This window comes from Roseobacter sp. HKCCD6576-2, assembly GCF_013179285.1.
GTDB classification, from domain to species: Bacteria; Pseudomonadota; Alphaproteobacteria; order Rhodobacterales; family Rhodobacteraceae; genus Rhodophyticola; species Rhodophyticola oceani.
In genome coordinates, this window is record NZ_WVNW01000001.1 from 1,107,540 (window position 1) to 1,134,099 (window position 26,560).

General features: G+C 60.0%; 20 protein-coding genes and 1 tRNA gene. 8 read left to right on the forward strand and 13 right to left on the reverse strand.

Annotated features, from left to right (window positions below; genetic code table 11):
• Nucleotides 1–55: 55 nt before the first annotated feature.
• From cas2 to cas9, 3 genes are all read right to left on the reverse strand, one after another.
• Nucleotides 56–361, reverse strand: coding sequence for a CRISPR-associated endonuclease Cas2 (cas2, locus tag GTF44_RS05540; protein ID WP_171558118.1), 306 nt, complete (start codon nt 359–361; stop codon nt 56–58).
• Nucleotides 362–396: 35 nt separating this feature from the next.
• Nucleotides 397–1,308 (reverse strand): type II CRISPR-associated endonuclease Cas1, encoded by a 912-nt coding sequence (gene cas1, locus GTF44_RS05545; protein WP_171558120.1) that lies wholly within the window; start codon nt 1,306–1,308, stop codon nt 397–399.
• A 62-nt stretch (nt 1,309–1,370) separates the two neighbouring features.
• A complete protein-coding gene (gene cas9 / locus GTF44_RS05550; protein WP_171558122.1) occupies nt 1,371–4,631 on the reverse strand; it encodes a type II CRISPR RNA-guided endonuclease Cas9 in 3,261 nt (1,086 codons plus the stop codon).
• Nucleotides 4,632–5,954: 1,323 nt separating this feature from the next.
• On the opposite strand from cas9, the gene GTF44_RS05555 reads away from it, so the two are divergent.
• Nucleotides 5,955–8,939: an autotransporter domain-containing protein gene (locus GTF44_RS05555; RefSeq protein ID WP_171558123.1), complete on the forward strand. Its 2,985-nt coding sequence runs from the start codon at nt 5,955–5,957 to the stop codon at nt 8,937–8,939.
• A gap of 173 nt (nt 8,940–9,112) precedes the next feature.
• Nucleotides 9,113–9,475 carry a calcium-binding protein gene (locus GTF44_RS05560; protein ID WP_171558125.1) on the forward strand — a complete coding sequence of 121 codons (363 nt, stop codon included), beginning with the start codon at nt 9,113–9,115 and terminating at the stop codon, nt 9,473–9,475.
• 461 nt (nt 9,476–9,936) lie between these two features.
• Here the strand turns inward: GTF44_RS05560 and GTF44_RS05565 are convergent, their stop codons facing one another.
• The 5 genes from GTF44_RS05565 to GTF44_RS05585 form a co-directional block, all read right to left on the reverse strand.
• Entirely contained in the window at nt 9,937–11,013 is a 1,077-nt protein-coding gene (locus tag GTF44_RS05565) for a helix-turn-helix domain-containing protein (protein WP_171558127.1), read from the reverse strand.
• A 310-nt stretch (nt 11,014–11,323) separates the two neighbouring features.
• Nucleotides 11,324–15,901 carry a Hint domain-containing protein gene (locus tag GTF44_RS05570; RefSeq protein ID WP_171558129.1) on the reverse strand — a complete coding sequence of 1,526 codons (4,578 nt, stop codon included), beginning with the start codon at nt 15,899–15,901 and terminating at the stop codon, nt 11,324–11,326.
• A 24-nt stretch (nt 15,902–15,925) separates the two neighbouring features.
• A complete protein-coding gene (locus GTF44_RS05575; RefSeq protein ID WP_171558131.1) occupies nt 15,926–16,231 on the reverse strand; it encodes a hypothetical protein in 306 nt (101 codons plus the stop codon).
• A 777-nt stretch (nt 16,232–17,008) separates the two neighbouring features.
• Nucleotides 17,009–17,740, reverse strand: coding sequence for a hypothetical protein (locus tag GTF44_RS05580; protein WP_171558133.1), 732 nt, complete (start codon nt 17,738–17,740; stop codon nt 17,009–17,011).
• A gap of 2 nt (nt 17,741–17,742) precedes the next feature.
• Nucleotides 17,743–18,594 (reverse strand): hypothetical protein, encoded by an 852-nt coding sequence (locus tag GTF44_RS05585; RefSeq protein WP_171558134.1) that lies wholly within the window; start codon nt 18,592–18,594, stop codon nt 17,743–17,745.
• 565 nt (nt 18,595–19,159) lie between these two features.
• Here GTF44_RS05585 and GTF44_RS05590 point away from each other — a divergent pair.
• Both GTF44_RS05590 and GTF44_RS05595 read left to right on the forward strand, forming a co-directional pair.
• A complete protein-coding gene (locus GTF44_RS05590) occupies nt 19,160–20,251 on the forward strand; it encodes a helix-turn-helix domain-containing protein (RefSeq protein ID WP_171558136.1) in 1,092 nt (363 codons plus the stop codon).
• Nucleotides 20,203–20,613 (forward strand): recombinase family protein, encoded by a 411-nt coding sequence (locus GTF44_RS05595; protein WP_367383367.1) that lies wholly within the window; start codon nt 20,203–20,205, stop codon nt 20,611–20,613. The genes GTF44_RS05590 and GTF44_RS05595 overlap by 49 nt, the downstream gene beginning before the upstream one ends.
• Before the next feature lie 490 nt (nt 20,614–21,103).
• Here GTF44_RS05595 and GTF44_RS05600 read toward each other — a convergent pair.
• Nucleotides 21,104–21,187: transfer RNA gene (locus tag GTF44_RS05600), tRNA-Tyr, on the reverse strand.
• A gap of 35 nt (nt 21,188–21,222) precedes the next feature.
• On the reverse strand, nt 21,223–21,582 hold the full coding sequence (locus tag GTF44_RS05605) for a VOC family protein (protein ID WP_171558140.1): 360 nt from the start codon (nt 21,580–21,582) through the stop codon (nt 21,223–21,225).
• 81 nt (nt 21,583–21,663) lie between these two features.
• Between GTF44_RS05605 and rlmB the strand changes: the two genes are divergently transcribed.
• The 4 genes from rlmB to GTF44_RS05625 all read left to right on the forward strand — a co-directional run bounded on the left by rlmB (nt 21,664) and on the right by GTF44_RS05625 (nt 23,959).
• Entirely contained in the window at nt 21,664–22,443 is a 780-nt protein-coding gene (gene rlmB / locus GTF44_RS05610; protein WP_171558141.1) for a 23S rRNA (guanosine(2251)-2'-O)-methyltransferase RlmB, read from the forward strand.
• 6 nt (nt 22,444–22,449) lie between these two features.
• Entirely contained in the window at nt 22,450–22,755 is a 306-nt protein-coding gene (locus tag GTF44_RS05615; protein ID WP_145210692.1) for a hypothetical protein, read from the forward strand.
• Nucleotides 22,756–22,860: 105 nt separating this feature from the next.
• Nucleotides 22,861–23,313 carry a YHS domain-containing (seleno)protein gene (locus tag GTF44_RS05620; RefSeq protein ID WP_171558143.1) on the forward strand — a complete coding sequence of 151 codons (453 nt, stop codon included), beginning with the start codon at nt 22,861–22,863 and terminating at the stop codon, nt 23,311–23,313.
• Between the two features lie 172 nt (nt 23,314–23,485).
• Entirely contained in the window at nt 23,486–23,959 is a 474-nt protein-coding gene (locus GTF44_RS05625; protein WP_171558145.1) for a CoA-binding protein, read from the forward strand.
• Between the two features lie 56 nt (nt 23,960–24,015).
• Here the strand turns inward: GTF44_RS05625 and GTF44_RS05630 are convergent, their stop codons facing one another.
• Genes GTF44_RS05630 through GTF44_RS05640 form a run of 3 tightly spaced genes read right to left on the reverse strand, consistent with a single transcriptional unit; the run spans nt 24,016 to nt 26,491 of the window.
• Nucleotides 24,016–24,324 carry a phosphoribosyl-ATP diphosphatase gene (locus tag GTF44_RS05630; RefSeq protein ID WP_171558147.1) on the reverse strand — a complete coding sequence of 103 codons (309 nt, stop codon included), beginning with the start codon at nt 24,322–24,324 and terminating at the stop codon, nt 24,016–24,018.
• The gene (gene hisF, locus GTF44_RS05635) at nt 24,321–25,082 is read right to left on the reverse strand and encodes an imidazole glycerol phosphate synthase subunit HisF (protein WP_145210680.1); all 762 of its coding nucleotides are present in this window, start codon (nt 25,080–25,082) and stop codon (nt 24,321–24,323) included. The genes GTF44_RS05630 and hisF overlap by 4 nt, the downstream gene beginning before the upstream one ends.
• Nucleotides 25,083–25,120: 38 nt before the next feature.
• Complete coding sequence (locus GTF44_RS05640) at nt 25,121–26,491, reverse strand: Hint domain-containing protein (protein WP_171558149.1); 1,371 nt, start codon at nt 26,489–26,491, stop codon at nt 25,121–25,123.
• Nucleotides 26,492–26,560: the final 69 nt, after the last annotated feature.

A 26,560-nucleotide genomic window follows, 5' to 3' on the forward strand; every position in this document is an offset into this window, starting at 1 on the left:
TTGTTTTTACAAGAGGATACACGGTTTGTTGTTACGCAAATCCGCTCAATTATCTTCAAAACATCACCAATTGCTCTGGATTCTTGCGCGCCGCGCGTCGCCCTTGATCTGAGAAATGAATGATATCTCGATACTGACGATCCGTGAAATTGAGGATCTGAATGTCGCCCATCGCAGGGAGGTTCCGTTCGATACGGGTCACCCGGGTCTGAAACGCCTCCTTGCCATTCACAAACCGGGCATAGACCGAAAACTGGCTCCGCTCGAAGCCCCCGTCGAGCAGGAAGTTGCGGAAATCCGTGGCCGCTTTGCGCTGCGGCTTGGTGTCGGTGGGCAGGTCGAACATCACAAGTATCCACATGAGGCGGTATCCTGAAAGAATGGCGGGCTGAAAGGTCATGCACCCAACCCCGCGAGCGTCAGGGTATCGGGCGGTCGCGGCAGGGCGAGAGAGAGCTTGCCGGTCTCGAAGCTTTGCCCAAGCGAGGTGGCGAGTTTGATCACGGCGATAGAAACCGGACTCATCGCGTCATCGAGAGGCAGATCAATGGCGATCAATCGGGCCAGTGCTTGCTTGGCTGCTGTGTCGACCTTCGCGCCGTTTTGTGTGGCCAGACGGCGCGCGGCGCAATCGACCAGAGGGCGGAAGGGCTCCATCAGATCATCGGCCAGCGCAAACGCGTTGCCGCGATTGGAATGATGCAACCCAATGGAAGGGTGCAACCCGGCGGCAACGACGGCGCGGGCGGTGGTCGCGCGCAGGACGGTATAGCCGTAATTCAGGAGCGCATTGACGTCTGGCGCGTTGGTGTCGCGCCGGAAGTCATCGCCCATCATTCGTGGCCAGTAGTGGCGGGCGGCCTGCGCTTCGATATTGGTTTTGTCGCCCGAGGTGACTTTGCGGATCATCATCCGCAGGGGCGCGGGGGACTGACCCACCGCCTCAAGGGCAGCGGCTTGCATCGCGATTTTGGAGGCCACGATCTGCTTCCAAGCCTGTTTCATGAGCGTCGCTTTGGCCTGCCATTGCGCGCGCAGGCGACCGCCCTGCGCATGGTGGCCTTCCAGCGGCATCAGGACAGAGCGCGGCGCATGATTGGACCCGCACAAGACTACTGGCGCGCCGCGATCGGCCAGTTCTGTCAGGAGCGATGTGGACCAGGTCGTGCCATGGGCGTGCACGATAACGCCAGCGATCTGATCAAGCGGAGTGCGGCCAATCTCCTGGCCATTTTCAGAGACTTTCAGGAAGCCGCGATCGCGCGACAGGTGCCGCCCATCGACGGCGATATCGATAATCTGATCCACTGGTCACACTCCCAACAGCTTGGAAGCATGGCATATTTTGCCGATTCGGGCGAATCTGGCCGCTAACCTGCCGGTCCCGGATCGCGCAGTCGGCCCATTTCGTCGACAAAGACCCGCCGAATCCCCGCCTTTACCATTGAACTTGCGCTGGTCCTGATCAGTTTGAAGTCATCGGCGCTGTCGCGGTCTCGGGCATCCGCGTTGGATTCAGTTTGTGGTGCAAGGCAAAGGGTGCCAGCCTGGCTGAATTTCTGCACATAGTAGGTCGCCGTGCGACCGTCTGTCTCCATCGCCACCATGTCGCGTTTAAACAACCGCAGAAGTCGTTTTGCCGCCGGATGGGGTTTGCGCGGATCCGCGCCATGGGCCTCAAACGTGGTGATGACCTGGGCTTTCGGCTTGCCATCCGGCATCCGCCAAATCTCGAAGCAGTGGTTGCTGTCGCCTTTATAGGCTTTGAAGGGCTGGCTTGGCGGCACGACCCGGGCCGAGGCTTGGAGGCTCTCGATCAGACGCACATGGCGGAGGCCACGATAGGGGTTGTCTTTCCCATCGGGCAGTGTCTCAGCAGATGCAAACTGCACTAAAGCGGCCTCGATCTCCTTCGGTGCCGTCTTGCCGCGCGTCACCCGGGCCAAGTGCTTTTGCAGGAACGGGTCACGGATGTTCTTGCCCCGCGATGTCACTTCGATATCGCCTGGTTTCAGGGCAAGGAGCGGCACACGGCTGACCACGCTTTGGTCATCGACGATGCCATAGGCCGTGTCATTGTGGAGCCGCCCGGTGGTGCTGTCGCGGCCCTGTTTGCGGGCCTGCGGGTCGATGCGACCGTGATCGGCACGGTGGCTGACGGTGATCTTGTCCAACTGCGTGCGGATGTCCGACCGGAAATGCTCCCAGGGTTCCGGTGTGTCTCGGGCGATGTCTTCGGCACTTTTCCCATCCGCTTCCTCCCGTCCGGCGGCCTTGCTGATCCGGTTGATCAGGCCGCGGTCGGTGGCCGCGATCACGGCGGCGTCGATGGCATGGTGACGGTGGTCGGTTCGGTTCTTGGCCTTGCCCGCGCCTTTGTTGTGGTCGGGCAGCAGGGAGTTCAGCCCCCAATGCCGGCGCAGCATCTCGGTCAAGCGCCCGGGCACAACCCAGACATGTCCACCTTTGGTGTAGAGCGCCTCCAGATAGGTCTTGGCGATGCGCGACAGGTATTGCGTGTCGACCAGCGCCCGGTCGAGGAAATCGTTTTCCCCTTCGAAGCGTTCCATCGCATCTGGGGCGAAGCGCCAACGCTTATTGTCGGGCAGGTTTTTCAGATTGGCTTCAATCGCGTGCCATTGATCCGTTTCGCCCCAGGCTTCCCATGGCGTCTGGTTGCGCTTTTCCCGGTTGGCTTCACGCAGACAAAGCGTGCGGTTCGCGAAACTGTCGTCGAGCGTCCGGGAATAGGGCAGGATGTGGTCGACGTCGCAGGCGCCGTCAAACAGCATCCCCGCACTGATCCGCTGCCCAGTATACGGGCAGTTGCGTGTCATCACATCATGCCCCAGATCCTCCCAGAGGCGCAGGACCATCCGGTTCGCGCCGGTGTCGGCTTGACCAAGCTCGGCCAGCTTCTCGCTGCGTTTCTCTGCCGCCGCGCGGTTGTCGCGGTTCTTCTTGTTGACCTCGGTTTTCTGCTTCTCCGACATCTTCAGCTCGCGGGCCAGTTCCACCACGATCTGATCCGGCTTGCCATGAACGGTGATGATACCGTTCACCAATCGCCGCAACTGGTTCAGGCCAATATGCACCGTCGGGTTGGTGATGCGGCCAAAGCGGGTGATGTCGTCATCATGCCGGTCGCCAGTGCCGGGGATCACATGGCGCTCCAGAGTCTCACCGTAGTAGGGCAGGGCGTCCAGAACCTCGCCGGTGCGCATGTCGGAATGGTGCCCGAAGCATCGCGTTGCGGCCTCGGCATAGGTCAGCGGATAGCCGTCTTCATCCTTGTCGTTCTCCAGGACGGACAGGATCATCCGGGTCGCGGTTTCCCCAAGCCGCCCGTAGCCCTCGGGCAGTGGTGCATGTGCCGTGGCCTCCGCATGGTCCCGGTTGAGCCCGTGCGCTTCGCAAAGCCAATCCACCAAAGCGCTGTGTTCGGCGTCGCTTTCCACTGCTTGGATGCTGCGCACGATCTCCCATTGCTGATCGGGATCGAGCTTTGACCAGTTTGGTCCAAACCGGTCTGGATGGCTCAGGCTGGCGCGCACCGGGTCGCAGGCGATGGCATCGCGATTGGCCGTTTCCAGGGTGAAGCGGGCCCCGGGCGGCAGCTTTAGCGCTTTGGCCAAAGCCGGGAGTTTCATCGCCATAGAGGTCAAGGTTTTGGTGGACTTCTTCGTGTCCAAAAGCCCGATCACCTGATCGCGTTCTTCCAGGGTGAGCGGGCGCCGCTCCCGCCCATCCGAGGTGACCCGCAGGTTGTTGACCGTCTCATACAGCGTGCGCCTCTGGGTCAGCGGATGCGCTTTGGGCAGGCGGCGCTCGCCGTCCGGCACATCGCCCATGCCAGCGAAGAGACACAGGCCGATGGCCGGCGCTTTCAGCGGGCGCTGGTAGAAGATGATCTCAAAGAGTGCGTCTTTAAGATCATCGGTCAAGGTTTCAGGGTGAAACGCGCCCTGCGCATCCCAAAGCTTGTGAAATTCCTCCTCCAGATGCCGCCGATCAGGATAGAAATCATACCCAGCCTCTTCCTTCTCGGCATGGCCGCGGCGCGCGACGGTCAGCCGGGTGCGGACCGAGGGCGTCTGCCGCGGATCGGGCGCGGCGGCACGGCGCATGTGCAGGAGCTCGCCATAGCTCCGCGCGCCTTTGGTCATCATCGCCTGATCCAGCCGCGCGGTCGCGTCCTTGATCTTGCCGGACTCGTTGTCGCCTCGGTCGGTCTTGCGGTTCGATTTGAAGCCGCGCCTTTGGTTGAGATGGAATAGCGCCCGGCCCAGATGGTGCAATGGAAGCGCTTCGTCCAGCCCTTGTGCCCGCAGCGCGTAGGGGTCGAGGGACTCAAGTGCCTTTGCCTCGGCGGGGTGCTTCGGCATCAAGCCGGCCTCCGCCAGCTTGCGCATCAACGCGCTGCGCCGTCGCAAGTACCGGTCGCGGCGGCGGCGCATGGAGCGGGCCGCGCGCCGATCCACGGCCAAGGACGCCCCCGATTTCGGGTCGCGCCCGTCGGAGAAGATGCGGACACCGCCATCGAGAACGGAGATGATCCGGTCGCCATCCGTTTCATAGAGCCACCAGCCGATGGAGTTGGTGCCGATATCGAGGCCGAGACGCGTGTGCATAGAGAATGCTCCAAACCAATTACCACAACACATTAGTCATAAAAATGAGTGGCTTTGGCAATCAAATCAGAGCGTGGGCCATTGGATTTAATAGATATTCGGTTGGAGAGTGGTGATGCTTGTCCTTTGCGACGCCCAAGGCCGCAAGAATGCGCGTAGCACTTCAAAGCCACCGTCGACCGACACGCAATGACAAGTGTGGCGCCGTTTGCCGGGGTATAAGTGGTAGGTTGAGTGCTGACAGAAGCGTAGTTTCAGATTGAGGATTTTTTTGCTTGGACCGCATCGCGAGATCGGTTACAGTATTTCCACATTCAGAATTCGTGGTCGAGCCGTTAACAAGCACTCGATTGCACCACATCAAGACGCGGGCCACGGCCCGCGTTTTTCTTTGTGGCGTGTCGGCTTGCTGTGAGCGGACGGTCCTTTAGCTGATTGCCGTTGCTCCAACCCGTTTTACCCGGCCCAATGCCATAGGCATCTCGGCGCGTCTGGACCCGAGGCATCCGAATTGCCTTACCAAACGCAGGCTCAATTGGCGCGTCGTCTAGCATGGGATGTGCCACGCGTACTGTCGCGCCGAACCGCTCAAGATAAGCCTGATTGGGTCGGCACTATAGGTGTGATTTGGCGCGATCCTCTCTGGTGTCTTGCCCGCCGGTGGAGCCTGGCCGGTTGAACGGCCATCACCATCCCCGTCAATCACGACATCCCGCGCTCATGGGATGATTCTCGGCGGCCTTAACAATTGATGAACAAGCGTTCGTTTTTTTTGCTGGTGCAGCAATTAGTTGCGCTGGGGCAACAGCTCTTGGGTGATCGGCATCGGACATGAGGTTGTCATTTTCATGTGCAACTAATCGGCAATATCTTGCTCATGACGGCGCAAAGATCAGTGGTGAAGGGGTGCGAGGATGCGCAGAGCGCCGATGCGGGCGGTGTTGGTTGCAACGACCGTCGCGACGAGTGTCAAGAACCGGACGCAGTCGCCGGATGGGCGCGCGGTATCTGGTGATCGTGCGGGGAACCTACTTTACCGAAGCAGCGATCTTGGCGCTTGTTTGCCCCTGGGCGGCTGCGCGCGTTGACCCGACCGAACCGCACACCAATGCCAATCTATACACCAATGGACCCGGGCGTCTTGCCCGCAGATTTGGTGGCCGCGCGTCGCCATCAATCGCGCCCTCTGCCCATCGCAGTACGTGAGTGGAACAGGGACAATCAGACACACCGTTACGTGATCTCGCCAGCCTTTGGGTGGCGAGGAAGAAGTCAAACAAATCTCGAAAACTTCAGAAAACAGACTTAAAGGGAGTAGTCTTTGTGATTAATTCGCCAGCCTCATCGGCCAGTCAATCTCGTATAAATATCGCCAGCTTGGTCATTTCGGCAGTCGTGGCCAGTTTTGTGGCCGATGCCGCGCAGGCCCAGACCGTCTGGACCGGCGCGGAGGATTCCGACTGGAACAACGCCGCCAACTGGAGTGACGGTGTTCCAGGAGAGACAGATCGGGTCACCATCTCGCGCGATTTGTTGGTTTCTGGAAGTCCGAACCAACCTCAGCCGGTTGACAATCAGCCCGTTCTGGACGGCGGCGATCCGCGCGCGGTAGACGTCGTGTTTCTGGGGTCGCTTGCGGGCGCTGAACTGACCATTCGAAATGGGGCCCAGTTGACCCTCAATAGCACAACCATCGGCGTCAACATCATCAACGCTAATCCCAACAACCGGTTATTCGAGCAATCGGGCACCCTGAATGTAACGGGAAACGACAGTCTTCTCACAACCAATTCGCTGGAAGTTGGGTTCTATGGCTCCGGAACCGCCAGTTTTTCTGACGGTGCCGATTTGGTGGTGGATGGTTTCGTCAATATGGGCGGCCCTGAGGGAAGCCAAGACAGCACTCTGTCTTTCGATGGTGTTGGCACGACCGCCACATTGGGCGCTTTGGTGGCAGGTGCGACCGAAGGCTCGACCGTTTCCGTGACAAATGGTGCGCGGGTCACGGCCGGTGGGGCGACAATCGGTCAAGACGGCCCGGCGACAATGGAAGTCAGCGGTGCCGGTTCGAACTTCACAGTGACCACGGGCACTTTGAACCTGGCATTAAGGGACGGGTCCGGCACGCTCAACATCCGCGACGGTGGGACCGTGGACGCGGCGGCACGGATGGTCGTCGGCACGCGTAACGACGACGCAACTGCAACAGTGACAATCGACGGCGCTGGCAGTGCTCTGACGGTTGGGGAAGTGTTCGTCCTGGGCAACCACACCACTACGCCCGCTTCTGGCACCGCTTCAGTCACCGACGGCGGCCGTCTGCAAGCGAACCAAGTGATGCTCGGCTGGTTTGCGGGCAGCAGCGGCGATCTGGAGGCATCCGGCGCTGAAAGCCGTATTGCGGTCGAGACAACCATGAGAGTCGGCTTTAACGGGGAGGGCGTTGCGACGCTGTCAGATGGGGCGACCTTGGAGGCGGCGGAAGGGGCTGGCACCACGACCCTTCGTATCGCCGAAAATGCGGGCTCGACCGGGACAGTGAATATCGGGGCTGCGCGGGGCGCTGCAGCCGTCGGCGCTGGTATTGTCGCTGTTGATGAAGTGCGCTTCGGCCCAGGGACTGCGGAGCTGGTGTTTAACCACAATACCGAAGGTTATCAGTTCGCCCCGTATTTCACGGGCATTGGGACCATCTCGCATCTGTCGGGCGAGACGACGCTGACCGCTGACAGCAGCGGCTTTGCCGGCACGACCAACGTCGAAGGCGGCAGCCTGCTGCTCCGCGAGGGGGCTCTGGGTGGTACGCTTAATGTTCTCAATGGCGGGACCTTTGGCGGCAGCGGCACGGTGTCTAGCCTTGATGTGGCGACGGGCGGCAATCTGGCCCCGGTCGGCACGCTGACGGTTCAAGGCGATGCCAGCTTTGACGCTGGCTCTTTCTATCTGGTCGATGCGGATCCAACTGGCAGCGACTTTCTGTCGGTTACCGGCACGCTTACCGTGGATGGCGGCACCGTGCGCCACCAGGAAAGCACTGCCGACTTCAATCTGCTATCCAGATACCGGATCGCTCTAGCGGAGGGTGGTGTTCAAGGAGAGTTTGATGGCGTGACGTCAGAACTGGCCTTCATGACACCAGAGTTAAGTTACACGGGCACCGAAGTCTGGATGGATCTGTCGCGCAATGACATCGGCTTAGAAGATATTGCGCTTACCTCCAATCAACGTAGTTTGAGCAGCGTGCTGTCGGGATTGGATGAGAATGATCCGCTGATACAGACGGTTCTGACGATGTCGCCAAGCTCGGCCCGTCAGGCCTATGAGCAACTGGCCGGAGAGATCCATGGCTCTCGCGCCTCGGCGGTTGTGCAAGATGTCGTCGTGATGCAAGAAACGCTTTTGCACCGGCTGCGAGAGCAGCGGAACACCCCAAGCAACAGGTTTGTCAGCCGCAATAACATGAGTGCGGACCCCGCCGGGACCTCGGGCGCTGAAGGTGTCTGGATGGAAGGGTTCGGGTCTTGGTCGGATTTCGATGGGGATGGCAACACCGTCGGAACCCGTCGTGACTCTGGCGGCTTTGCCCTTGGATACGACTACCAAATGTCCAACGGGTTACAGGTTGGGATCTTGGCAGGCTATTCAAACTCGTCTATCCGCAATGATGCCGGTGCCAGTTCGGATGCGGATGGCACCACCTTCGGCCTCTATTTCAGCACGGACGAGAACCGCCCGGGCCTGCAGTGGAGCGGTGGTGTTCTGATGAGCGAGTATGATGTTGAGACGATGCGCAGCCTGTCGACCGTCGGGACGGATATCGCGTTGGGCGAATATGATGCGCGCAGCTATTCGATCTTTGCCGAAGCCAGCTACATGCATCAGGTGGGTCGCTACGCGCTTGAGCCATTCTTTGGTCTAACCCATGTCGCATACGACAGCGATGATTTCACCGAAACAGGCAGCACGAGTGCGTTGACCGTTTCAGGTGTTTCGACCAACACCACCTTCGCGACGCTTGGCCTCCGTGGTGTAACACCGCTTGACGGCCTGGGGGTCAATACGGTCGCAACCGGGATGTTGGGCTGGCGCCATGCATTTGGTGATACAGACCCGTTGCAGAGTGCCTCGCTCCTCGGGAACGCGTTCGACGTTCAAGGCATGCCGGTCGCGCGCAACGAGTTGATGATTGAGGCCGGGCTGGACATCGCGTTGTCGGGCAGCTCGACTTTCAACGTCAGCTACTCTGGCCGCTTGGCAGACAACTTCGCTGATCACGGTTTGCGGCTTGGTCTGAACGTCTCGTTCTAAGCATCGCTTAAAGCTTGCTCGCGGCCGCTTGTCTCAACTGGCCGCGAGCGCTCGTGTGTATGCGCCGCGGCGGATGCCCGTTAAGCACGAAGGCCGATCTGATAGTCTGCGATAGCAGGGGAGTTCGCCGATGGCGTCAGCCTGGAGATACTTAAGACACCGTCGCCCAGACCATGATCGAAGGTACCGCCGCCAGCGAAACCCTCACAGGCTGGGGCTTCGCAGACCATATCTATGGCTATGAAGGCAACGACACGCTCAATGGCGGCAATGGCGCCGATGTGCTGGTCGGTGGCGAGGGAGATGACACCTTTGTCTTCGTAGACGGGGATGGCGGCGACATCGTCTCGGACTTCGCGAGCGGCGACGTCATTGATCTCACCGGTGTGACTGCAATTGTAGACTTTGCTGACCTTACAGCCAATCACTTGAGCCAAGTGGGCTCAGACGTCATCATTGACGACCTCTCAGGGAATACAATCGTGCTGCAATCTGTTTCGTTGTCGAATCTTGGCGCATCAGAGTTCTTGCTATGAAGGCTTATGCCAATTGAAGTGTTAACAGATGGTGTAGATCGCGAAGCGCTCCAAGCACTGCGCTGCGCTTGCCGTGGTCAGAGCGTCAGCTTATTTCTCGTGACCCTTTGCCACTCCCGTTGTAGTTTTGAGATTACTATACCAAATAGAGCCAGTGAATCCATAATCTCTAAACCCTTATGGTTCGTTCGAGCCGGATCTGTGGCCCTTTTCCAGGGCGCTTATTATCGGCTCCTCTCAAGTCTGGATTGCTGGAGACCGAAACCCTTAGCTTCTTTATGATGCGAACGGAACAACCATTCGCGCGACTTTGCAGTTCGGTGCAAATCTTGTCAGCGAAACAAATCTGTTCTGGAACTTGTCGCCCTGAGCCGACAATGATCCGCACGCGCAGGGCGGCAGCGTTCGTGCCGCGGTGCTGAGAAAAACGCCCGCGGCGGGAACCACGAAACCCGTCGCATCTAAGAGACCGATGCTGTGCCACCCATGTTGTAAAGATCGACCAATGACCAGGATGGTCGTTCGCTTGCGCGCGAATGGTGCCGTCGGCCCAATGGCGATGGTTTCAGTGATCCGATCGAAGAGCCAATGGCCTCGCTTGGCGTGACGCCAAACGTGTCACGGAACAGCCGCGAAAAATATGCCGGGTCGCTGAATGCCCAATACCGGGCAATTCGCGCGATTGCGCCGCGCGCGGGTTCAGATGCGGCCAGATCCTCAAAAGCACGTTCAAGTCTCTGCTTTGTGATTGCACGACCGACCCCGCCGTCGTCTGCGAACATGCGGTAAAGCGTTGGCCTAGACACGCCAACCGACCGGCAAATGGTTCCGGCATCCAAAGATGGTTCCCGCAGGTTGGACTCGACAAACCGCCGCGCGGCGACTTCGAGAGACTGTTGAGACTTTTGGAAGACCGACTCGTCCCTCAGGTCTCTGGTAATGATCCCTTTGAGCAGACCCGAGAACCCGTCAGCCAAGACAGCCGCCTCACTTTGCGTGAGGGTCGGCGCGAGCTCCAACATCATCTCTAGATTGCTCCGCAGAACCCGCCCCACCGGCGAGGCATAGGGCAGTTGGAGCAGCTTGGAGTGCCGCGACGGGTCATAACCGATGGCTGCATAGGGCATCGTCACGCTGATGTAATCGACGTTCTCGGTCTCGGCGTTTAGATCTTGGTGGAAATCGAACAATGTGAAGCGATCCGATTGCATTGTGAAGCTCGCATCGCTCATTACGCCTTTGGTGTAGCCGGCCCGGTGCAGCCGCAAGACGAAGAGATCCTCGCGTTCGACCTTCAACCGGTTCTCTGCGCGCCGGACGATGTTGCCTGTAACGCTGTAACGTCCGAGGACAGCCTGACCAACGCGGTAGGACTGGGCGCTGGCCGCGAAGCCGTGCTCGGGGATCTCGTGTTTCCTCAGCTCGAAAAGCCCGGCATTGAAGCGACACCACGCGTCAATCCGATGCTCGGGCGCATAAGCCGAAGTATCGAACGAGACCGACGGGATCTGCGGTGCGCTATCCGGCATCATCGCCATGCCGATCGCGCAGTCTCGATAACCGGCGGCTCATCTCGCCGCCTGACCGAAAAGTGGTGAAGATGCACATTCAAGAGTCCGAGTTTCCCTAAATCTTTGTCTCGCTTTTGGTCTTGTCCGGCCGCTCGATCGGTTTCCGTCGCCCTGCAGTACACCGCGCCCCCGACACTGCCTGGCTCCAAGGATGACCCCCTTAGAGCCGGAGCAGACCCGACCCTCCAGGGGCTCCATGGACAGCGTTGTTGGCTTGCAGTTCTAGCGCCTATGCGTGACCATACCACAAAATATAGCGGCACGTGCCAAAAAGCCGTTACATCGCCAGCAATGGCCTCTCATTGGCTTGATGGCGTTCGGCCAAGCGCCGCATCCGCCGTCCCTTCTCGGGGATCAGCCGGGCGGGAACCGGGACGAAATCAGGCTCAAGGAGTTCAGGGAAGAGGGATTGAATCTCCGCCCGGGCCTCAGGCGCAACGGATTTCAGCGCCTCAGGCCCTGTGAACAAGCTTTCGGTCGGAGCACCGTTCGAAAAGACGATCTCGTGCTGATCGAACAGCATGTGAAAATACTCCATATCTTGCGCGTCGTGATCGATCTCAAATCCATAAACATCAAGAAGCTTGTTGGCCGCGATCAGCACTTCGGATTGGCCAAACATGCGTTGCGCGACTGCCGAGCGGATCAACACCCGGTGTTGCGGAGAGACCCACAAATCCGAGTATGGTAGGCCGTGCCCAAGCGCGCCTTGGCGGATACGGACCGGTTTGAGCTTCGGCTTGTGCCTCAGACTGATCGCATCGAGTTTGTGCGACCCAATCCAGCGGATCGGGCGATATCCATTGTCCAATGTCATGACCTCGGCGCCGACCGCGAGATCCTCAATCGGGACAAACCCGGTCTTCGTCGTGATCATCGTTCCGCGAGCGAAGCAAACGATGTTGAAATTGATCGTCTCGAAATTCTCGAACGAGATGTTGCCAACCTGGCCGTCTTCATCGCCACCTGTGATCTGGAAGGTGCCGCCGCTGACATAGGGGCCATTTTCGATCGCCTGAAGCACATCGCTGAACTCGGTCCCGGACCCAGGCGCGAAGCTGACCACCGGATCGCCGTTGTTGGGCGTAAACGTGCCCGTTGCGTTGTTGTCGAGCCCAGAGATGTCAGATGTGAGATACCCGGATCCGGTATCGGTAATGGTGATCGTGTCAGTCTCATCGGGGTTTTCGCCTGCGACGTAGTTCTCCACCGAGGTGATGGTATCGGTGCCGGTAACATAGGTGCCTGTCACCGTCCCGTCGCCGTCATCATTCACATCAACAGTAACTGTGTCGTCGATCCGCGTGACAAGACCGACATTGATGATGCCATCGGTATTGCCATCGAGCGCGTCCAAGGCGGCAAGATCATTGCCTGAGATGAGGTAGGTTGCCCCGCCCTCGAACGAGTTAACACCTGTCGTTGTTGCGGACGAGCCGATGAGAAAATCGGCGATCCCGTCGCCGTCCACATCATCGCCACCTGAAACCGCATTTCCTCGCAGTCCGACAAACTGGTACGAGTTGGACTGATCATGGACATTGCCCAGATCGACAATCCCATCCACAGTCCCGTCCGCAGCGTCAGCTGCAGCAAAATCTTCGCTGCTGACAAGGTAAACGGTCCCCGTTCCACCAAAGCCGCCGGAGGCGCCAATCAGCAGATCGCTGAGACCATCGCCGTCGGTATCCTCCACGATCGACAGGTTTATGCCAGCATTGGCGCCTGCGTTTTCGCCCCGGAACTCATAGGAGTTGGCAAGCGTATGCACCTGGTTGAGTTGGATTGCGCCATCAACGAACCCATCGACCGCATCCGCCGCAGCCAGATCTGTGCCACTCACGAAATAGACCGATCCCGGATCGCCCGCCACTGGGCTGGGGTTTTCGGGTTCGCCGATCACGATGTCAGTGATGCCATCGCCGTCCAGATCTGCCCCCCCGGCCAATTGCAGCCCGAAACCGCGTCCATTGCTCGTCACATCATCTGGTGTGAACTGGTATGAGTTCGAACCCGGTCCGCCAGCGCCCCCGAAGAACGTGTCAAAGTATTCGGATAGGTTCAGAACGCTGTCCTGGCTGCCATCCCAGGCGTCGATTTCACTCAACTCCGCCGCGGATATCAGGAACGCCGCATCGCCAATGGAGGGGCCACCATCCGGACCCACAACCAGGAAGTCATCGAGACCGTCGCCATCGACATCGCCCGCCGACGATAGGGAGTAGCCGGCACTGGCGCCGGCGGCGCCACCAGACTGGATCACGAAGGAGTTGGCCTGTGCGCCGATATTGGCGGTATTGATCACACCATCGACCACACCGTCCGCGGCATCAGCCGCTTGCAGGTCAGCGGCGGAAAGCAGGTAATTATCACCGTCGGCATCGAAACCACCGGCATCCGCCGCCCCGTCGGCCAAAGGGGCGCCAAGGATCAGGTCGTCCAATCCGTCGCCGTCGAAATCACCGACCGTCCCGACCGCGGTTCCAAGAGCGTCCCCTGTAGCTGAAACGAACGCGTAGGAGCCTGCCTGGCTGGCAATATTGTCAAATGCAATCACCCCATCGACAGAGCCATCCGCTGCGTCCGCCGCCGACAGGCCAGCACCGGTCACCAGATAGCTCGAGGCCCCACCGCCCCCCGTTAGGGGGGTAATTCCGATCAGGAAATCGCCCAACCCATCGCCATCCACATCCCCGGCGGCAGAGATGTCCTGGACCGGGTTGAACTGGTCCGGGCCACCGATGATCTGGTAGGAGTTCGCCTGCTCATCCACATTCTCGAGATTGATCACGCCATCGACAGTGCCGTCCGCCGCATCGGCTGCTTCCAGATCGGCGCCAGAAACAATGAAGACCTCACGTGTGTCCGGGAGCGTCGCAAAGATATTGTCCGACTCGATTGCAAAGTCTGCCAGCCCGTCGCCGTCGATGTCACCGATCATCGACGCCCTAGTGCCGGAGTTTGCCAGAAAGCCCTGACCAAGGAACGTGTAGCTCGTGCCAAGATCGGCACTGACATAGGTGTCGCGCCCGGCGCCGCCATCGATATCGTCATCGCCGTAGCTGGCGACAATCGTGTCATTGCCAGCCCCGGCCCGGATCACATCGTCATTGTTGCCCAACGGGTTGTCGTTGTTGTCGACCAGGTCCAATTCAGGATCGCCCAGGTAGTCGCCATCAATCAGATCGTTGCCCGAGGTGCCCTCGACCACACCGTCAAAGAACAAGGCACCCAGATTGATAATGCCGTCCTCGCCTGTGCCGTCATCATCTGCGGCGGCCAGATCGGTGGCGTTGATGATGTATCCGCCGCCCCCGCCACCATCTGGCGCTCCGATCACCAGGTCATCAAGCCCGTCGCCATCCACGTCGCCCGCAGAGGAGACCGAGAAACCAGCATTGCCGATCCCGGTTCCCTCCTCGAACTCGTAGGAGTTGTCCTGGTCACTCACATTTGCGAGTTGGATGATGCCGTCAACCGACCCATCTGCTGCATCAGCCGCGGCCAGATCAGTGATCGCCACAAGATAGCTGACGCCGCTGTTCGACCCGATCAGCAAATCGCCGCGCCCATCGCCATCAACATCGCCTGCGGCACTTACTGAAAATCCGGCCAGCTCCCCGGCTTCTGACCCGATAAACTGATAGGACGACCCCAGGCCAGCTACGTTTGCCAGGTCGATGACGCCGTCTGCGGCACCGTCTGCTGCATCCGCTGCGGCGAGATCCGCAGTGCTCAACAGATAGGCACCACCGGCATTGTTCCCGTTTTCGTCCAAAAGAAACGCACCGATCAAAAGATCGTTGAGACCGTCCCCGTCCACATCGCCGACATTGGCGATCGAATTGCCAGTGTTTTGGCTGGGTCCAGCGCCCTGAATCTCGTAAGAATTGCTTTGAGCCGCAACATTTCCAAGATCGACTTCTCCGTCGGTTGCCCCATCCGCGCCATCCGCCGCGGCAAGATTTGAGGAAGCTACGATATAGATCGATCCTGACCTGAGCCCGCCATCATCCGCGTTTTCTGATCCAATGGCCAAGTCATCAAGCCCGTCGCCATCGATATCACCCAGCGATGTCACCGCAGACCCGGCCTCGTAATTCAAGCTCTCGCCGGTAAAGCTGTAAGATCCGGGTTGAGCGGAAATATTGTCGACCTGGATTATCCCGTCGATAAACCCATCCGCCGCATCGGCTGCGGCCAGATCATCGGCCGTCATCAAATGTACCGCGCCTTCGCGCAAGGCAAGATTGCCGCCGTTCGGCTCGCCGATGAGCAAATCATCCAGGCCGTCACCGTCCACGTCCCCAGCAGATGAGACAGATAGCCCTAGATCGCCACTGGAGGTGTTGCCGATGAAACGGTACGAACCGGCTTGCGCTCCGACATTGGCCAGAGTGATCACGCCGTTCGAAAACCCATCAGCGGCGTCCGCGCTTGCCAGATCAGCGGCGGTCAGCAGGAAGGTTTCACCACTGAGCCTATTGTCGGGATCGCCGATCAACAGGTCATCCAGCCCGTCGCCATCCACATCGCCTGCCGACGACATGGTGAAACTCCCACTGGCCGATCCGTTAAACGTGGCAAAGGTAAAAGAACTGCTTTGGTTGTCGACATTGGCCAGATCAATCACGCCGTCAGCGGATCCATCAGCGGCATCGATGGCCTCAAGGTCCTTGGCTGTCAGCAGATAGCCAAGGGTTGCGAACGTGTTGAAACCGACGGGCGCGGAACCGCCGCCCCCAACGAGAATATCGTCAAACCCGTCGCCATCGACGTCCCCTGCGGAGGATACCGAAAACCCAGCGTTTTCGCCGCCTAATCCGCCAATAAACGTATACGATTTGATGGCCATGATGTGATCCTTGCTTCTGTCGATTTACGCGCCGGGCGTTTCATCTGTGGGGGCGATCAATGCGTCCGGCGCGGGATCAAAGGGGAAGCGCAGCCGAACAAGGTCTCCGTCTTCGCCTTGCTTGGCGAAAATCCCGACGTCGCTGGCGCGCAAATTGCCGATCTGGACGTAGGTGTTGATGGCGTCGGCAACCAACGCGCGCACATCGGCGGCCGTCTTGAACGCCACCTGCGTGCTGAGCTTGCCCAGCACCTCTTTGGACAAAGTGATCGTGATTTCGGACGTCACCCCGGCTGCGGGGGCGGCGGTGGTTTTTTCAGCGGTTGTCATCGTCGAGTTATCCTTCTGCAGATAGGGGGGGGATGCGGGAGTGCCGCGTCGGGTTGCTGGCAACGCAGAACAACCGCAGAGGGCCGGAATGGCGCTGAGCGGATGGCACTGCGGCCGCAGCCGATATCGCTTTGGTGGTGGTTGGCATGATGCGGTCCAGTCCCTTGCTCACGGTCCTGCCCCCGGGGCTGGTGTGGCTCCGTCAGCCGGGGCCAGATCCAGCGTCGGATCGGAGGCAATTGCGTGATGTTTGCGGGATCAGGCTAGCGGGGCGGGCCTGTGGGTTCTTTGGACCGGCGTCTCGAAGACTCTTGCACCGCAGGCCATTTTGCGGCGGAACTGTGGCGCTGGTTCAGGAAACGGAAACGGTCCATCTGTCGCGGCAAGCCCAGTGTGGATCCGCGAAACAATCTCTCACCTAAGCAATGATTCTGACGATTCGTGCCGCAGCACACCTATCTGACGTCATGGGAGCATCTCAGCGTCTGCCGAGCACGGTGCCCGAAAGCCTCTTGCCAGATGGGATGGGAGAGCGATCGGGTTGGGGCCGCAGCCTTGCGCCCCAACGTGCCGGGCACGGTCATCAACTGATCCGCGCCCTGGTCACCAGGTTATGCGAAGAAGCCGCGCCGCTGATCCGATTGCGACCGCCAAGCAACCGGAGAACAACGATCAGGGCGCGGTTTCTTCGACCCTGTTGGTCGCTCTGCTTTGGCGAGTCGTAAGACAGAGCAGAGCACTGGAGTGACCAACAGGGCTGGGGACCTAGCATCCCCCCTAGCCGATGGCTGAGCCACTCTCTTTGGCGTCATCCAACGGATGCGTTGCGGCCAAACCGACGGGGAAGTGCCGTTGGCCGGGTGGTAGGTGCTTAAAGAAGTGTTCCACGCGAAAGCTGTACAGGAACAGCCATTTGCGCAGCTCGACATCTGAAACCGTGTGTTGCGGCTGCAAATCGGCCCACCGTTGATCGGGGCCGAGACAGGGGATTGGCCGCTCCACCGTCCAGATCAGCATGGCACGTTCCGTGATCGGTCTGTACAGCCCGCTCAGCGCGGCGGGCCGTAATCGCGCACCCAGAAACGGACTGGCCCAGAGGGCCGGCAGCATGACTTGGTCGGTGCCAAAGATACGCTTGGCTGCGGGCAAGGTGTTGAGCAAGATCGGTTGCGCGGGATGCAGGGTAATGCTGCGATGTGAGAATAGCGCGGAACTGGGCACCTCGACCGCGATGCCGCCTCTGTCCTGCCCGCTCGTCTCATGCACAATGTCAACAACCCGTACAAAACCGCCGTGTTTCTGGTCCAGCACGAAGTCGCCCGGCTCAAGGTCTTTGACCTGCACAACACCGCGCTTGCTATAAATCGGGGTATCACCGGCCATTCCGCCGGTGCGGCTGTCGAAAAGCTGGTTGCGCGCCATCCGCGACAACAGCGTATCATGGAAAAGCCGACAATTGGGGCTGTATCCGAGCCGGAAATCTCGCGGGGGTCCGCTTGCGCGTGTCATCGTCATGCCTCCCGTTGGTCATAGATGAAGTCGTCGAATGCGAGGGACAGTTTCAGAAGATCGGACAACCCCCTTGCTTCGATCCCATAGCGGCCAGGCAAGTAGGTTATCTTTAGACGCCGAGCGAACTCCTGAAAGAAGAACGCCTGCGTGCCCAACTCTGGGCAGGCGGCAAACTCGACGGCGCCAACCGCGCCGAAGGCGAAACGTAAAGGAACAGCGAACCCGTCTTTGGTCGCGGACCAAACAAGGCCATCCAACTGCAGCCGGGCGAGGTTGGCCGCATGCCCGCCGGACTTGATCATCGCCAAGTCCTCAGGCGTCGCGAACTTCTCCTGAAACGCTGTCAGATGCCGATTGAGGGCGCTTGGCGTTAACACGGATTGCGCGGCCAATGCGAGATGATCGAAGGCAAGCGACCGGGGCTGCCCAAGATCCGTTTGGGAGCCGGTTGCATCCATTGCGCAGAACTCGCCTTTTGCACTGAACGCCCCGACTGTTGCCAGCATGCGTTGACTGGCCGCCACCGGTTCAAGAATCTGTCGCGCCTCATCTGCCTCCGGAAGGGCCACATGGGCGCGGGCGAAAAACGTGTCAATCTTCGGGCTGATCTCGAAGGCATGATCGCTGATGCGTGCCGAGACCCAGTCACGTCTCTCAAGCGCACTTATCACCTGCCAGATTTCGTCTTCGGGAAGGGACAGGGCACGAACCATCTGGGCGACTGTAATTGGCCCCAATGTCGCAATCGCCTCAAGCACCAATAGCGCTGCCGGTGCCGCGGCAGTTGGGTTGGTCGATCTCTCTGCGGAATCGATCTGCTCGACAAGGACGGGTGCAGTCATTTGTGTCATCGTGTCGGTCCCATCCAAAGGTTCCCATCACAGCCAGGGCACGGCCCAGGTGACGAATGCTGTGCTGATCTCAGTAGGAAGGTTAGGGCCGCCCGCCGGTTCCGTCTTTGGATGGGCGTCTCGAAGAAGGCTCGAATTGAGGCGATTTCGTGACGGCCACCGGCAGTGCATGCGTACCACGGTCAGCATTGAAGCAGAGGTCTTTCGCCAAAATCGTCGGGTCTGGGCCTGTCGTCGGTTGCTGGTTCCCGCGTTTGCAATCACGCCCCGAGGCCGCGGCGCGCACCCAGCCGCGGCACCTCAAAAAATGGACGCTCAGATCACGAATGCGTGAGATGGCAGAGCTCACTTGGATGCCCGTCTCAATATTCCTGGACGCGGTATCCGAAGCGTCGGCGATCGTTCAGTCAGATATCGAAGTTGCGGGGGAAGGCATCGCATCGTGCTAGGTCGCGATTGCCCGCGACACGACATCATTGTTCTGGGTTCGACGGTCAAATACATGCCCAAACCGCAGTTAGACAGCCGAGGCGCCGAGTGCGACCTGCCAACGAGGCCGGTGGTCGTGGCTGCGCCGATCTCCACGCCCGCGCCGGCCAATCGCGCGCGTGAAGTGCCGGAGGCCAACTACAGCCTGCCCCATACAAAGCTCGATCTTGAGGGCTTGTCTCAACAAGAGAAGATGGATGTATGGCGCGCGCATTTCTCCGGCCTGTTCGATGTGAGTTTGCACAACCTGGCACATCAGGAGTTTGACGCGAGCGCCGAGGCTTATCGCATCGGTCAAACTGTCCTCGGCCATTATCGGGTGACGAACTCCGGCATCCGGCGCACTCAGAAGAACCTGAAGCTGGAGCGGGAAGACCTCTTGGTACTTCGGATCCATCTGGCCGGCGTGACGCGGGGGGCGATGGGTGGTGTCTCATTCAAGATGGAACCCGGCCGTCTGACGCTATTTGATTTTCATCAGGACTATCAGGCCAGCGAACACGATGCCGATTTTGTCAGTCTGACCTTTCCTTATGCGGCGCTTGGGTATGACCCATCGAAACATGCCGCGCTTTTGCAATTGCCGGTCGACTCGGCAGTGGGACGGGTCATTCGGAGCAACCTTGAAATGCTTCTCGATATCGTCCCACCGGGGTCGGTCAACGATGCCCTCACTTTGGCAGATGGGTTTGTTGGCCTGATGAAGGGGCTGATTACGCGCGATCTGCGCGATGAGACTGTGTTCCGAGCGTCGGTTCGCGCCCGGGAGGTCGCAGTCCGCCGGTATATCGAGCAGCATCTCCGTGAGCCCGAGCTTAATGCAGACGCGATCTGTCGGGCTGTGGGGGTGTCCCGGCCGGTCTTGTATCGCATGTTTTCGGAAGACGGCGGCCTGCGTCGCGCGGTGACGCGCATGCGTCTTGAGCGCGCATTGGAGGATCTATCGGTGTCACCACCCGAACGCGGTGCGATTGGGCGCATCTCCAAACACTGGTGTTTTCACGATCAGGCCCATTTCACCCGGCTGTTCCGATCCACCTTCGGGTTCAATCCCAGCGAGGCACTGGCCTCGGCCTTGACGATGGGCGCGAGCGAGACGGCCAATGACACTTCCGGCGGATCGCGCCGGCGCGCCGCACGCAAGCAGTTGATCGACCTGTATACCTAGGTCAGGTCAACACTGAGCCTCTAGGGGCCGCGGCTACATTCACGGACGTACTCAGCGGTATGGATAACGACAGGCCAGAACTCACCGTCGCGTCGGGTATGTGCCGCAAGACCGGGTCCGCGCTCTTGGTGAGCAAGCTGGACAGGCTGTCCCGGAAGGTCTCGACCATCGCCACGCTCATGGAAGACAGGCGCATCAACTTACAGTTTGTGCTTCGCCCAATGCTTGGCTTGCGACTTCATCCAACGGGAGAGCGTCGAACCCCGCTTTGTGCTCTACAGCCCTGCCAAGATACTCTCGATAGCCCGTGTGCAACTCACCAAGCAGCAAATCCCGCTCACGCCCTCCGGGCTCCGGCGTGATCCCACGGGCTTAGCAGAACGAACGCAGAAGTCCCACTTTCGCCATCAGGATAGGTCATGTGGCCCGACCGCCAGCGTCCCCCTCAGCGAGCCCCTGGGAGGCCTTCTGGGTATAGAGGTCTTGGCTTGTGCCTCCCTCTACGGTGCTTCGTTCGCGGAACTCTCAGAGTAATTCTCCGAAGTGATCCCGCATGTGTTCTCTCATTTCTTCGTAACGTATACGTCGGAACTTTTGATGCGATAGGGCGGAATATCCGGCGACGGCCAGCAGCCGTGAGAAATCCGCTGCGTCACACGGGCTGCGAGTGCCGAAAAGATACTTTGATTTGGGTTCGCTTTCCGTTTGGGTGATATGCCGCTGGAACTGGGGAGCGGAAGTCGAAAATGCCGTGCCGAAAAGTGCCCAGATAGGCTGCGAGGCGCATGATGTGTCCCACAATTGCCGCTCACCCACGGTCTATGCAGCCTAAGTTATTGGCTTAGAGTAGAATGGTGGGCGACCCTGGAATCGAACCAGGCGTGCGTCTCCGCGAGGGAGTTACAGTCCCCTGCCACACCTTGCGGCCTGTCGCCCAACGGATCGCGAAATATCGGGCGCGGCGGGGGGCGTCAAGGGTCAACTCGCGCCATTATCTTCAACCCGTTGCCATCGGGGTCGCGAAACTCAAGTGATTGGCTGCCATCGGCGTTTTTATGAATTGCGGCATCGGGCGCATGTGGCAGGATTTGCGCCTTCAACGCCTCAAGATCGGGGCTCGTCAGTTGGAAATCCAAGTCGTGGCCGGGGACACCTGCGCCACCGCCTGCGCCGGGCGTGTAGAGGGCAACAGGCAGTTTCCCGAGCATGAATTGGGTCCAGCCATATTCCGTGCTGTGAAACACGGGTTCGGTCTCAAACAACGTTGTGTAAAATGCCCGCGCGCGGCTCAGGTCGGTGACCGGGATCTTCAGAAGTGCAAGAGAGATCATAGCTTTGCCCTTGATCTACGGAGAGGCTTTAGCTTGCACTCCCGTCGGGCACGACGCAAGGTCCGCGCTGGAGGTGCCACCATGGCCAAGAAACCTACCTGGGTGATCGAAAAAGAGCAGGCGAAGCGCGCCGCAGCGGCAGAGACCATATGGCTTTTCGGGCTGCATGCGGTGCGGGATGCGTTGATGAACCCGGCGCGGCAGAAATTGCGGCTGGTGGTCACCAAGAACGCGGCCGATAAGCTCGCCGAGGCGATCGCGACGGGGGGCGTTGAGCCTGAGATGGCTGATCCGCGCAAGTTCCCGGTGCCGCTTGATCCCGGTTCGGTCCATCAAGGGGCCGCGCTTGAGGTGAAGCAGCTGGATTGGGAGCCTTTGGCCGAGATCGCAGTCTCTGGCGCGGGGGCGCCGCTCTTGTTGCTGCTCGACCGGGTGACGGATCCGCATAATGTGGGCGCGATTCTGCGCTCGGCCGAGGTGTTCGGCGCGCGCGCTGTGATTGCCCCGTCGCGCTATTCGGCGCCAGAGACTGGGGCGCTGGCCAAGACCGCCTCGGGCGCGCTGGAGCGTCAGCCTTATATTCGGGTCAAAAACCTTGGCGACACGATGCTGGAGCTGAAGAAGCTCGGCTATGTCCTGTTTGGTCTCGACGGTGAGGGCACAGCCGAGATCGGTGCGGCGGCGGCTGAGCATGCTGGCAAGCCCGTGGCGCTTGTGCTGGGCGCCGAGGGGCCAGGTCTGCGCGAACGGACCCGGGAGCTCTGCGATCATCTGGTGCGGATTCCGGCGGCGGGCGATTTTGGCTCGCTCAATGTTTCAAATGCGGCGGCAGTCTCCCTATATGCGGTGTCGAAAGGATAATCGCTGATGCCCAAAGGAACGAAAATCGGCACCTGTTGTTATTGCGGGTCCCGGACCTTGCTGAAACTCACTGCGCGGGATGGGCATGAGCTGGCCTGCGCCTCCTGCGGTGCGCCGATCCATGAGATGAAGGCTTTGAAAAAGAGCGACAGCCATGAGGTCAAGCGGAGCAGGCCGCAGCCGTCGCCTTATGTCGACTACGTTCATGGCCCGCCGCGCCATCATGCCAAGCGCAAGCAGAAGCGGCGCAAGCCCATGTGGAAGAAGGCTTTCGAAGAGGCGTTTGATCTGGTCGAGGACATTTTCGACTAGGTCCTCAGCGGCGCACACGCGGCTTCACGCTTGCGTCAGGGGGGATGTCACGCACGGTTTCGCGTCAGCATATTGGGGCGACACACCCACACGGAGAGTTTCATTATGCTGACCCGCCGCACCACGCTTGGCCTATTCGCCGCCGCGCCGTTGATAACCCTTGCGCCCGCTGCCTTTGCCGCAGAGCCGCCTGTCTATGCCGACGGTGGTTTCGCCATCAATGGCAGCGATGCGGTTGCTTATTTCGCCGAAAATGGCCCGGTGCCCGGCAGTGCGGAATTCACCCATGACTGGATGGGCGCGCGCTGGCAGTTTGCTTCCGCCGCCAATCGCGACATGTTTGTCTCCGACCCCGAACGCTACGCGCCGGCCTTTGGTGGCTACTGCGCCTATGCCGCGTCGCTTGGCTATCTCGCGCCGACGGTCCCGGAGGCATGGTCGGTCTATGAAGGCCGCTTGTACCTCAATGCGAGCCTGCGTGCGCGGGAGTTGTGGTTGGCGGGCTTGCCCGATGTGATCGCGGCGGGCGAGGCGAATTGGCCGGGGATACTTGGCTAGGCCAATTATCACAAAGTCGTGCGATTGCCTTTAAAGTCGCAGCCCGTTGCCTAAATACAACGTATGACGCGGCGGTTCGGAACACCGCCCGTCCATCACTGTCCCTCGTTCCGTGACTTGCGCCCGCTGCTTTTTCGCTGCGGGCGCTTTTTTGCTGTGCTAAGTCGGCGGCATGACCGAGAACCCTTCCGATGATCTGCTGCGCAAAATCCTCAAGGAAAGTCGGGTGTTTGCCTGTGTTGGCGTGTCGCCCAACCCGATCCGGCCCAGCCATTATGTGGCGCGGTATCTGGACCTGAAAGGGTATGAGGTGATCCCGGTGAACCCGGTCCAAGTGGGCAAGACCCTGTTCGGCGCGACGGTCGTGGCCGATTTGGCGGAGATCACCACGCCGTTGGATGTTGTGGACATTTTCCGTCGCCCGGAAGCGGTGCCAGAGATTGTTGATGGAGCGTTGGCAATGAATCCGCTGCCGAAAACCATCTGGATGCAGATTGGCGTGACCCATGCCGAGGCGGCGGCCAAGGCCGAGGCGGCGGGTGTCCAGGTGATCCAGAACCGCTGCCCGAAAATCGAGTATCAACGGCTTTTCGGAGAGCTTCGGATGGGTGGGTTCGCGACCGGGGTGATCAGCTCGAAACTATAGCGGTTGTGGCTAGGGCGCTTGAGACGTCGGTCGTTTTCGGAAAGGCGGACAAAGGGTCAGCGGCTGGCCTTTTCTTCAATGCCAGACCGAGTTTCCCGCTGCTCTAGTTCGGCCAGAACATCCTCTAGCGTCAGGTCCCGCGCCGCCAGCATGACCAGGAAATGATAGAGCACATCGGCGCCTTCGCTGGCCAAAGCGTCGCGGTCACCGCGCACGGCCTCGACAATCGCCTCGACGGCTTCTTCCCCGAATTTCTGGGCACAGGCTTCCGGGCCACGGGAAAGCAATTGCGCGGTCCAAGAGCTGTCGGGGTCGGCGGTTTTGCGGGCTGCGATGACGGCGCCCAAACGGTCCAGAACGGTCATGACATCCTCATCGGAATTCCGGCGGCGGCCATATGCGCTTTGGCCTCGCCAATTGTGTAATCGCCAAAATGGAAGATCGATGCGGCCAAAACCGCGCTGGCATGGCCCTCGGTGACGCCTTCGACCAAATGATCCAATGTCCCGACGCCGCCCGAGGCAATGACTGGGATCGGTACCGCATCTGCGATGGCGCGTGTGAGGGGAAGATTAAAGCCTGCCCGGGTGCCGTCACGATCCATCGAGGTCAGGAGGATCTCACCGGCCCCTTTCTCCGCGACGGTCTTGGCGAATGCCACCGCGTCGATGCCGGTGGGTTTGCGCCCGCCATGGGTGAAGATTTCCCATGTGCCGGGGGCCGTGGTTTTGGCGTCAATCGCGACCACGATACATTGCGAGCCAAACTTGTCTGCCGCCCGCGCCACCACATCAGGGTCGGCCACAGCGGCGGAGTTGAAGCTGACCTTATCGGCACCGGCCAAGAGTAAGGCGCGCACGTCTTCGACCGTGCGGACGCCGCCGCCGATTGTCAAAGGCATGAAGCATTGCTCCGCCGTGCGGGTGGCCAGATCATACATCGTCCCGCGATTTTCGTGGGTTGCATGGATGTCGAGAAAACAGAGCTCATCTGCGCCCGCGGCGTCATAGGCACGGGCGCTTTCCACCGGGTCGCCCGCATCCACGAGATCAACGAAGTTAACACCTTTGACCACGCGCCCATCGGCGACGTCGAGGCAGGGAATGATCCGGGTTTTCAACATAGGTGCGGTCTAACCGAGCTCAGCGCCGGAGAAAAGCCTTAGGCGGCCAAGAGGGCCGCCTCGCGTGGCCGCAATGCGAGCCGCGCGGTTGGGCCCCATGCATTCGGCGCAGTGCGCAGATCGGGGGCGAGGGCGAAGAGCTCTTCCCGCGCGGCGCCCGTCAGGGTGCTTTCGATCATATCGCCGGGATGAAAGCTCTCCATCGGCAGATCATTGGCAAGGATGATCTCATGGTGGTCAAACAACAGATGGATATAGCAGGTGAGCCGGGGCAGGGGATCAGCGGCAAAGAGGCCCTTGGCCGGAACCAATACCTCGCGCGCGCCAAATAGCAACTCCGCCTCGGGGCCACCTGTCAGAAGCCGGTGCTGTGGCGATACCCATGTGTCAATCGCGGGAAGGCCAGTGCCAAAGCTGTCCTTCGGAATCCGGACCGGCGCGAGGCTCGGCTCTTCCGCCAGAAGATCGGCATCGACAGGTTGGGCACATGTCCAACGAAGAAGTTGAACACCGCTGTCACGGGTGAGCACGGGATCACCCGGGCGCAGATCTTCTACCAATCGGTCACCATGAGGCGTTGCGATTTTCGTGCCCGCGGTGAAGCAGAGGATCAGCCCGTCTTCAAAGGTGACGATGCCAACACCCTCGGCCGCGTGGCCGCCATCGCTATCGACGGAAGTGTCTTCTTCAAACCGAATATCGACCGAGTCGCCATCTTGGTTGCGCAAGATGACATTGCCCGGGTCGGTGTCGTCGCGGGTTTGCGTCTCGGCCAGCACCACGCCGTCGGTGAAGGTTGCGCCCAAACTGGTTTCGTCCCACGAGCTGTCCACCGTATCGCTGTTCAAGGCGGTTCCGGCGCTACCATCGCCGCCGGGTTGAATGGCGATCCAGCCAACATCTTCAAGGCCGTGAACGCCATCTTGGCTCTCGGCCTCTTCCACGGTCAGGGTAAAGCCGCTTGAGGTAATGTTCGACGGGTCGCTGTCGGTGTAGGATGTGCCATCATTCGAGGCGACTGTTGTCACGACCACAGGTGGGGTGGCGAAGGTGCCCGACAAGCTTACCGTCTCGCCATTGCTGTCGGCGCTGCTATGCCCTGCTTCAATCACCCGACCGTCGGGCAAGGTATGGACGCCGGATTCGACAGCTAGCCAGTTGAAATCTTCAACCCGCGGATGCCGACCGTCATGATTTTCCCATTCATCGATGGTGAAGGTGAACCCGGTGGCGTCGCCGTCCGCATTGGTTTGGATGTCCAACACACGGATCGAGAACTTGTTTCCCCCAAAATTGGTCCCGGTCAGGACCACGACGGGGTCGGTCAGCGGCTCGGTGAATGTCACCGCGATCGGCTCACCCTCGAAAGAGGTGTTTGCCGAAAGTTTGCCCGCTTCGCCAATGGCCATGTGCCGTCCCCCAGCTCATCCGGCGGGCGCTATGGGCCAAGTTGCCGGAGTTCTCAAAGAGTCACTCTG

What these genes read in the sequence shown, in the direction of transcription:
- cas9 (WP_171558122.1), bottom strand. Translation starts at nt 4,631, where the DNA reads ATGCACACGCGTCTCGGCCTCGATATCGGCACCAACTCCATCGGCTGG.
- GTF44_RS05560 (WP_171558125.1), top strand. Translation starts at nt 9,113, where the DNA reads ATGATCGAAGGTACCGCCGCCAGCGAAACCCTCACAGGCTGGGGCTTC.
- GTF44_RS05630 (WP_171558147.1), bottom strand. Translation starts at nt 24,324, where the DNA reads ATGACCGTTCTGGACCGTTTGGGCGCCGTCATCGCAGCCCGCAAAACC.
- hisF (WP_145210680.1), bottom strand. Translation starts at nt 25,082, where the DNA reads ATGTTGAAAACCCGGATCATTCCCTGCCTCGACGTCGCCGATGGGCGC.
- cas2 (WP_171558118.1), bottom strand. Translation starts at nt 361, where the DNA reads ATGTGGATACTTGTGATGTTCGACCTGCCCACCGACACCAAGCCGCAG.
- GTF44_RS05615 (WP_145210692.1), top strand. Translation starts at nt 22,450, where the DNA reads ATGCCCAAAGGAACGAAAATCGGCACCTGTTGTTATTGCGGGTCCCGG.
- rlmB (WP_171558141.1), top strand. Translation starts at nt 21,664, where the DNA reads ATGGCCAAGAAACCTACCTGGGTGATCGAAAAAGAGCAGGCGAAGCGC.
- GTF44_RS05575 (WP_171558131.1), bottom strand. Translation starts at nt 16,231, where the DNA reads ATGACAACCGCTGAAAAAACCACCGCCGCCCCCGCAGCCGGGGTGACG.
- GTF44_RS05620 (WP_171558143.1), top strand. Translation starts at nt 22,861, where the DNA reads ATGCTGACCCGCCGCACCACGCTTGGCCTATTCGCCGCCGCGCCGTTG.
- GTF44_RS05585 (WP_171558134.1), bottom strand. Translation starts at nt 18,594, where the DNA reads ATGACACAAATGACTGCACCCGTCCTTGTCGAGCAGATCGATTCCGCA.
- GTF44_RS05580 (WP_171558133.1), bottom strand. Translation starts at nt 17,740, where the DNA reads ATGACACGCGCAAGCGGACCCCCGCGAGATTTCCGGCTCGGATACAGC.
- GTF44_RS05625 (WP_171558145.1), top strand. Translation starts at nt 23,486, where the DNA reads ATGACCGAGAACCCTTCCGATGATCTGCTGCGCAAAATCCTCAAGGAA.
- GTF44_RS05640 (WP_171558149.1), bottom strand. Translation starts at nt 26,491, where the DNA reads ATGGCCATTGGCGAAGCGGGCAAACTTTCGGCAAACACCTCTTTCGAG.
- GTF44_RS05565 (WP_171558127.1), bottom strand. Translation starts at nt 11,013, where the DNA reads ATGGCGATGATGCCGGATAGCGCACCGCAGATCCCGTCGGTCTCGTTC.
- GTF44_RS05570 (WP_171558129.1), bottom strand. Translation starts at nt 15,901, where the DNA reads ATGGCCATCAAATCGTATACGTTTATTGGCGGATTAGGCGGCGAAAAC.
- GTF44_RS05605 (WP_171558140.1), bottom strand. Translation starts at nt 21,582, where the DNA reads ATGATCTCTCTTGCACTTCTGAAGATCCCGGTCACCGACCTGAGCCGC.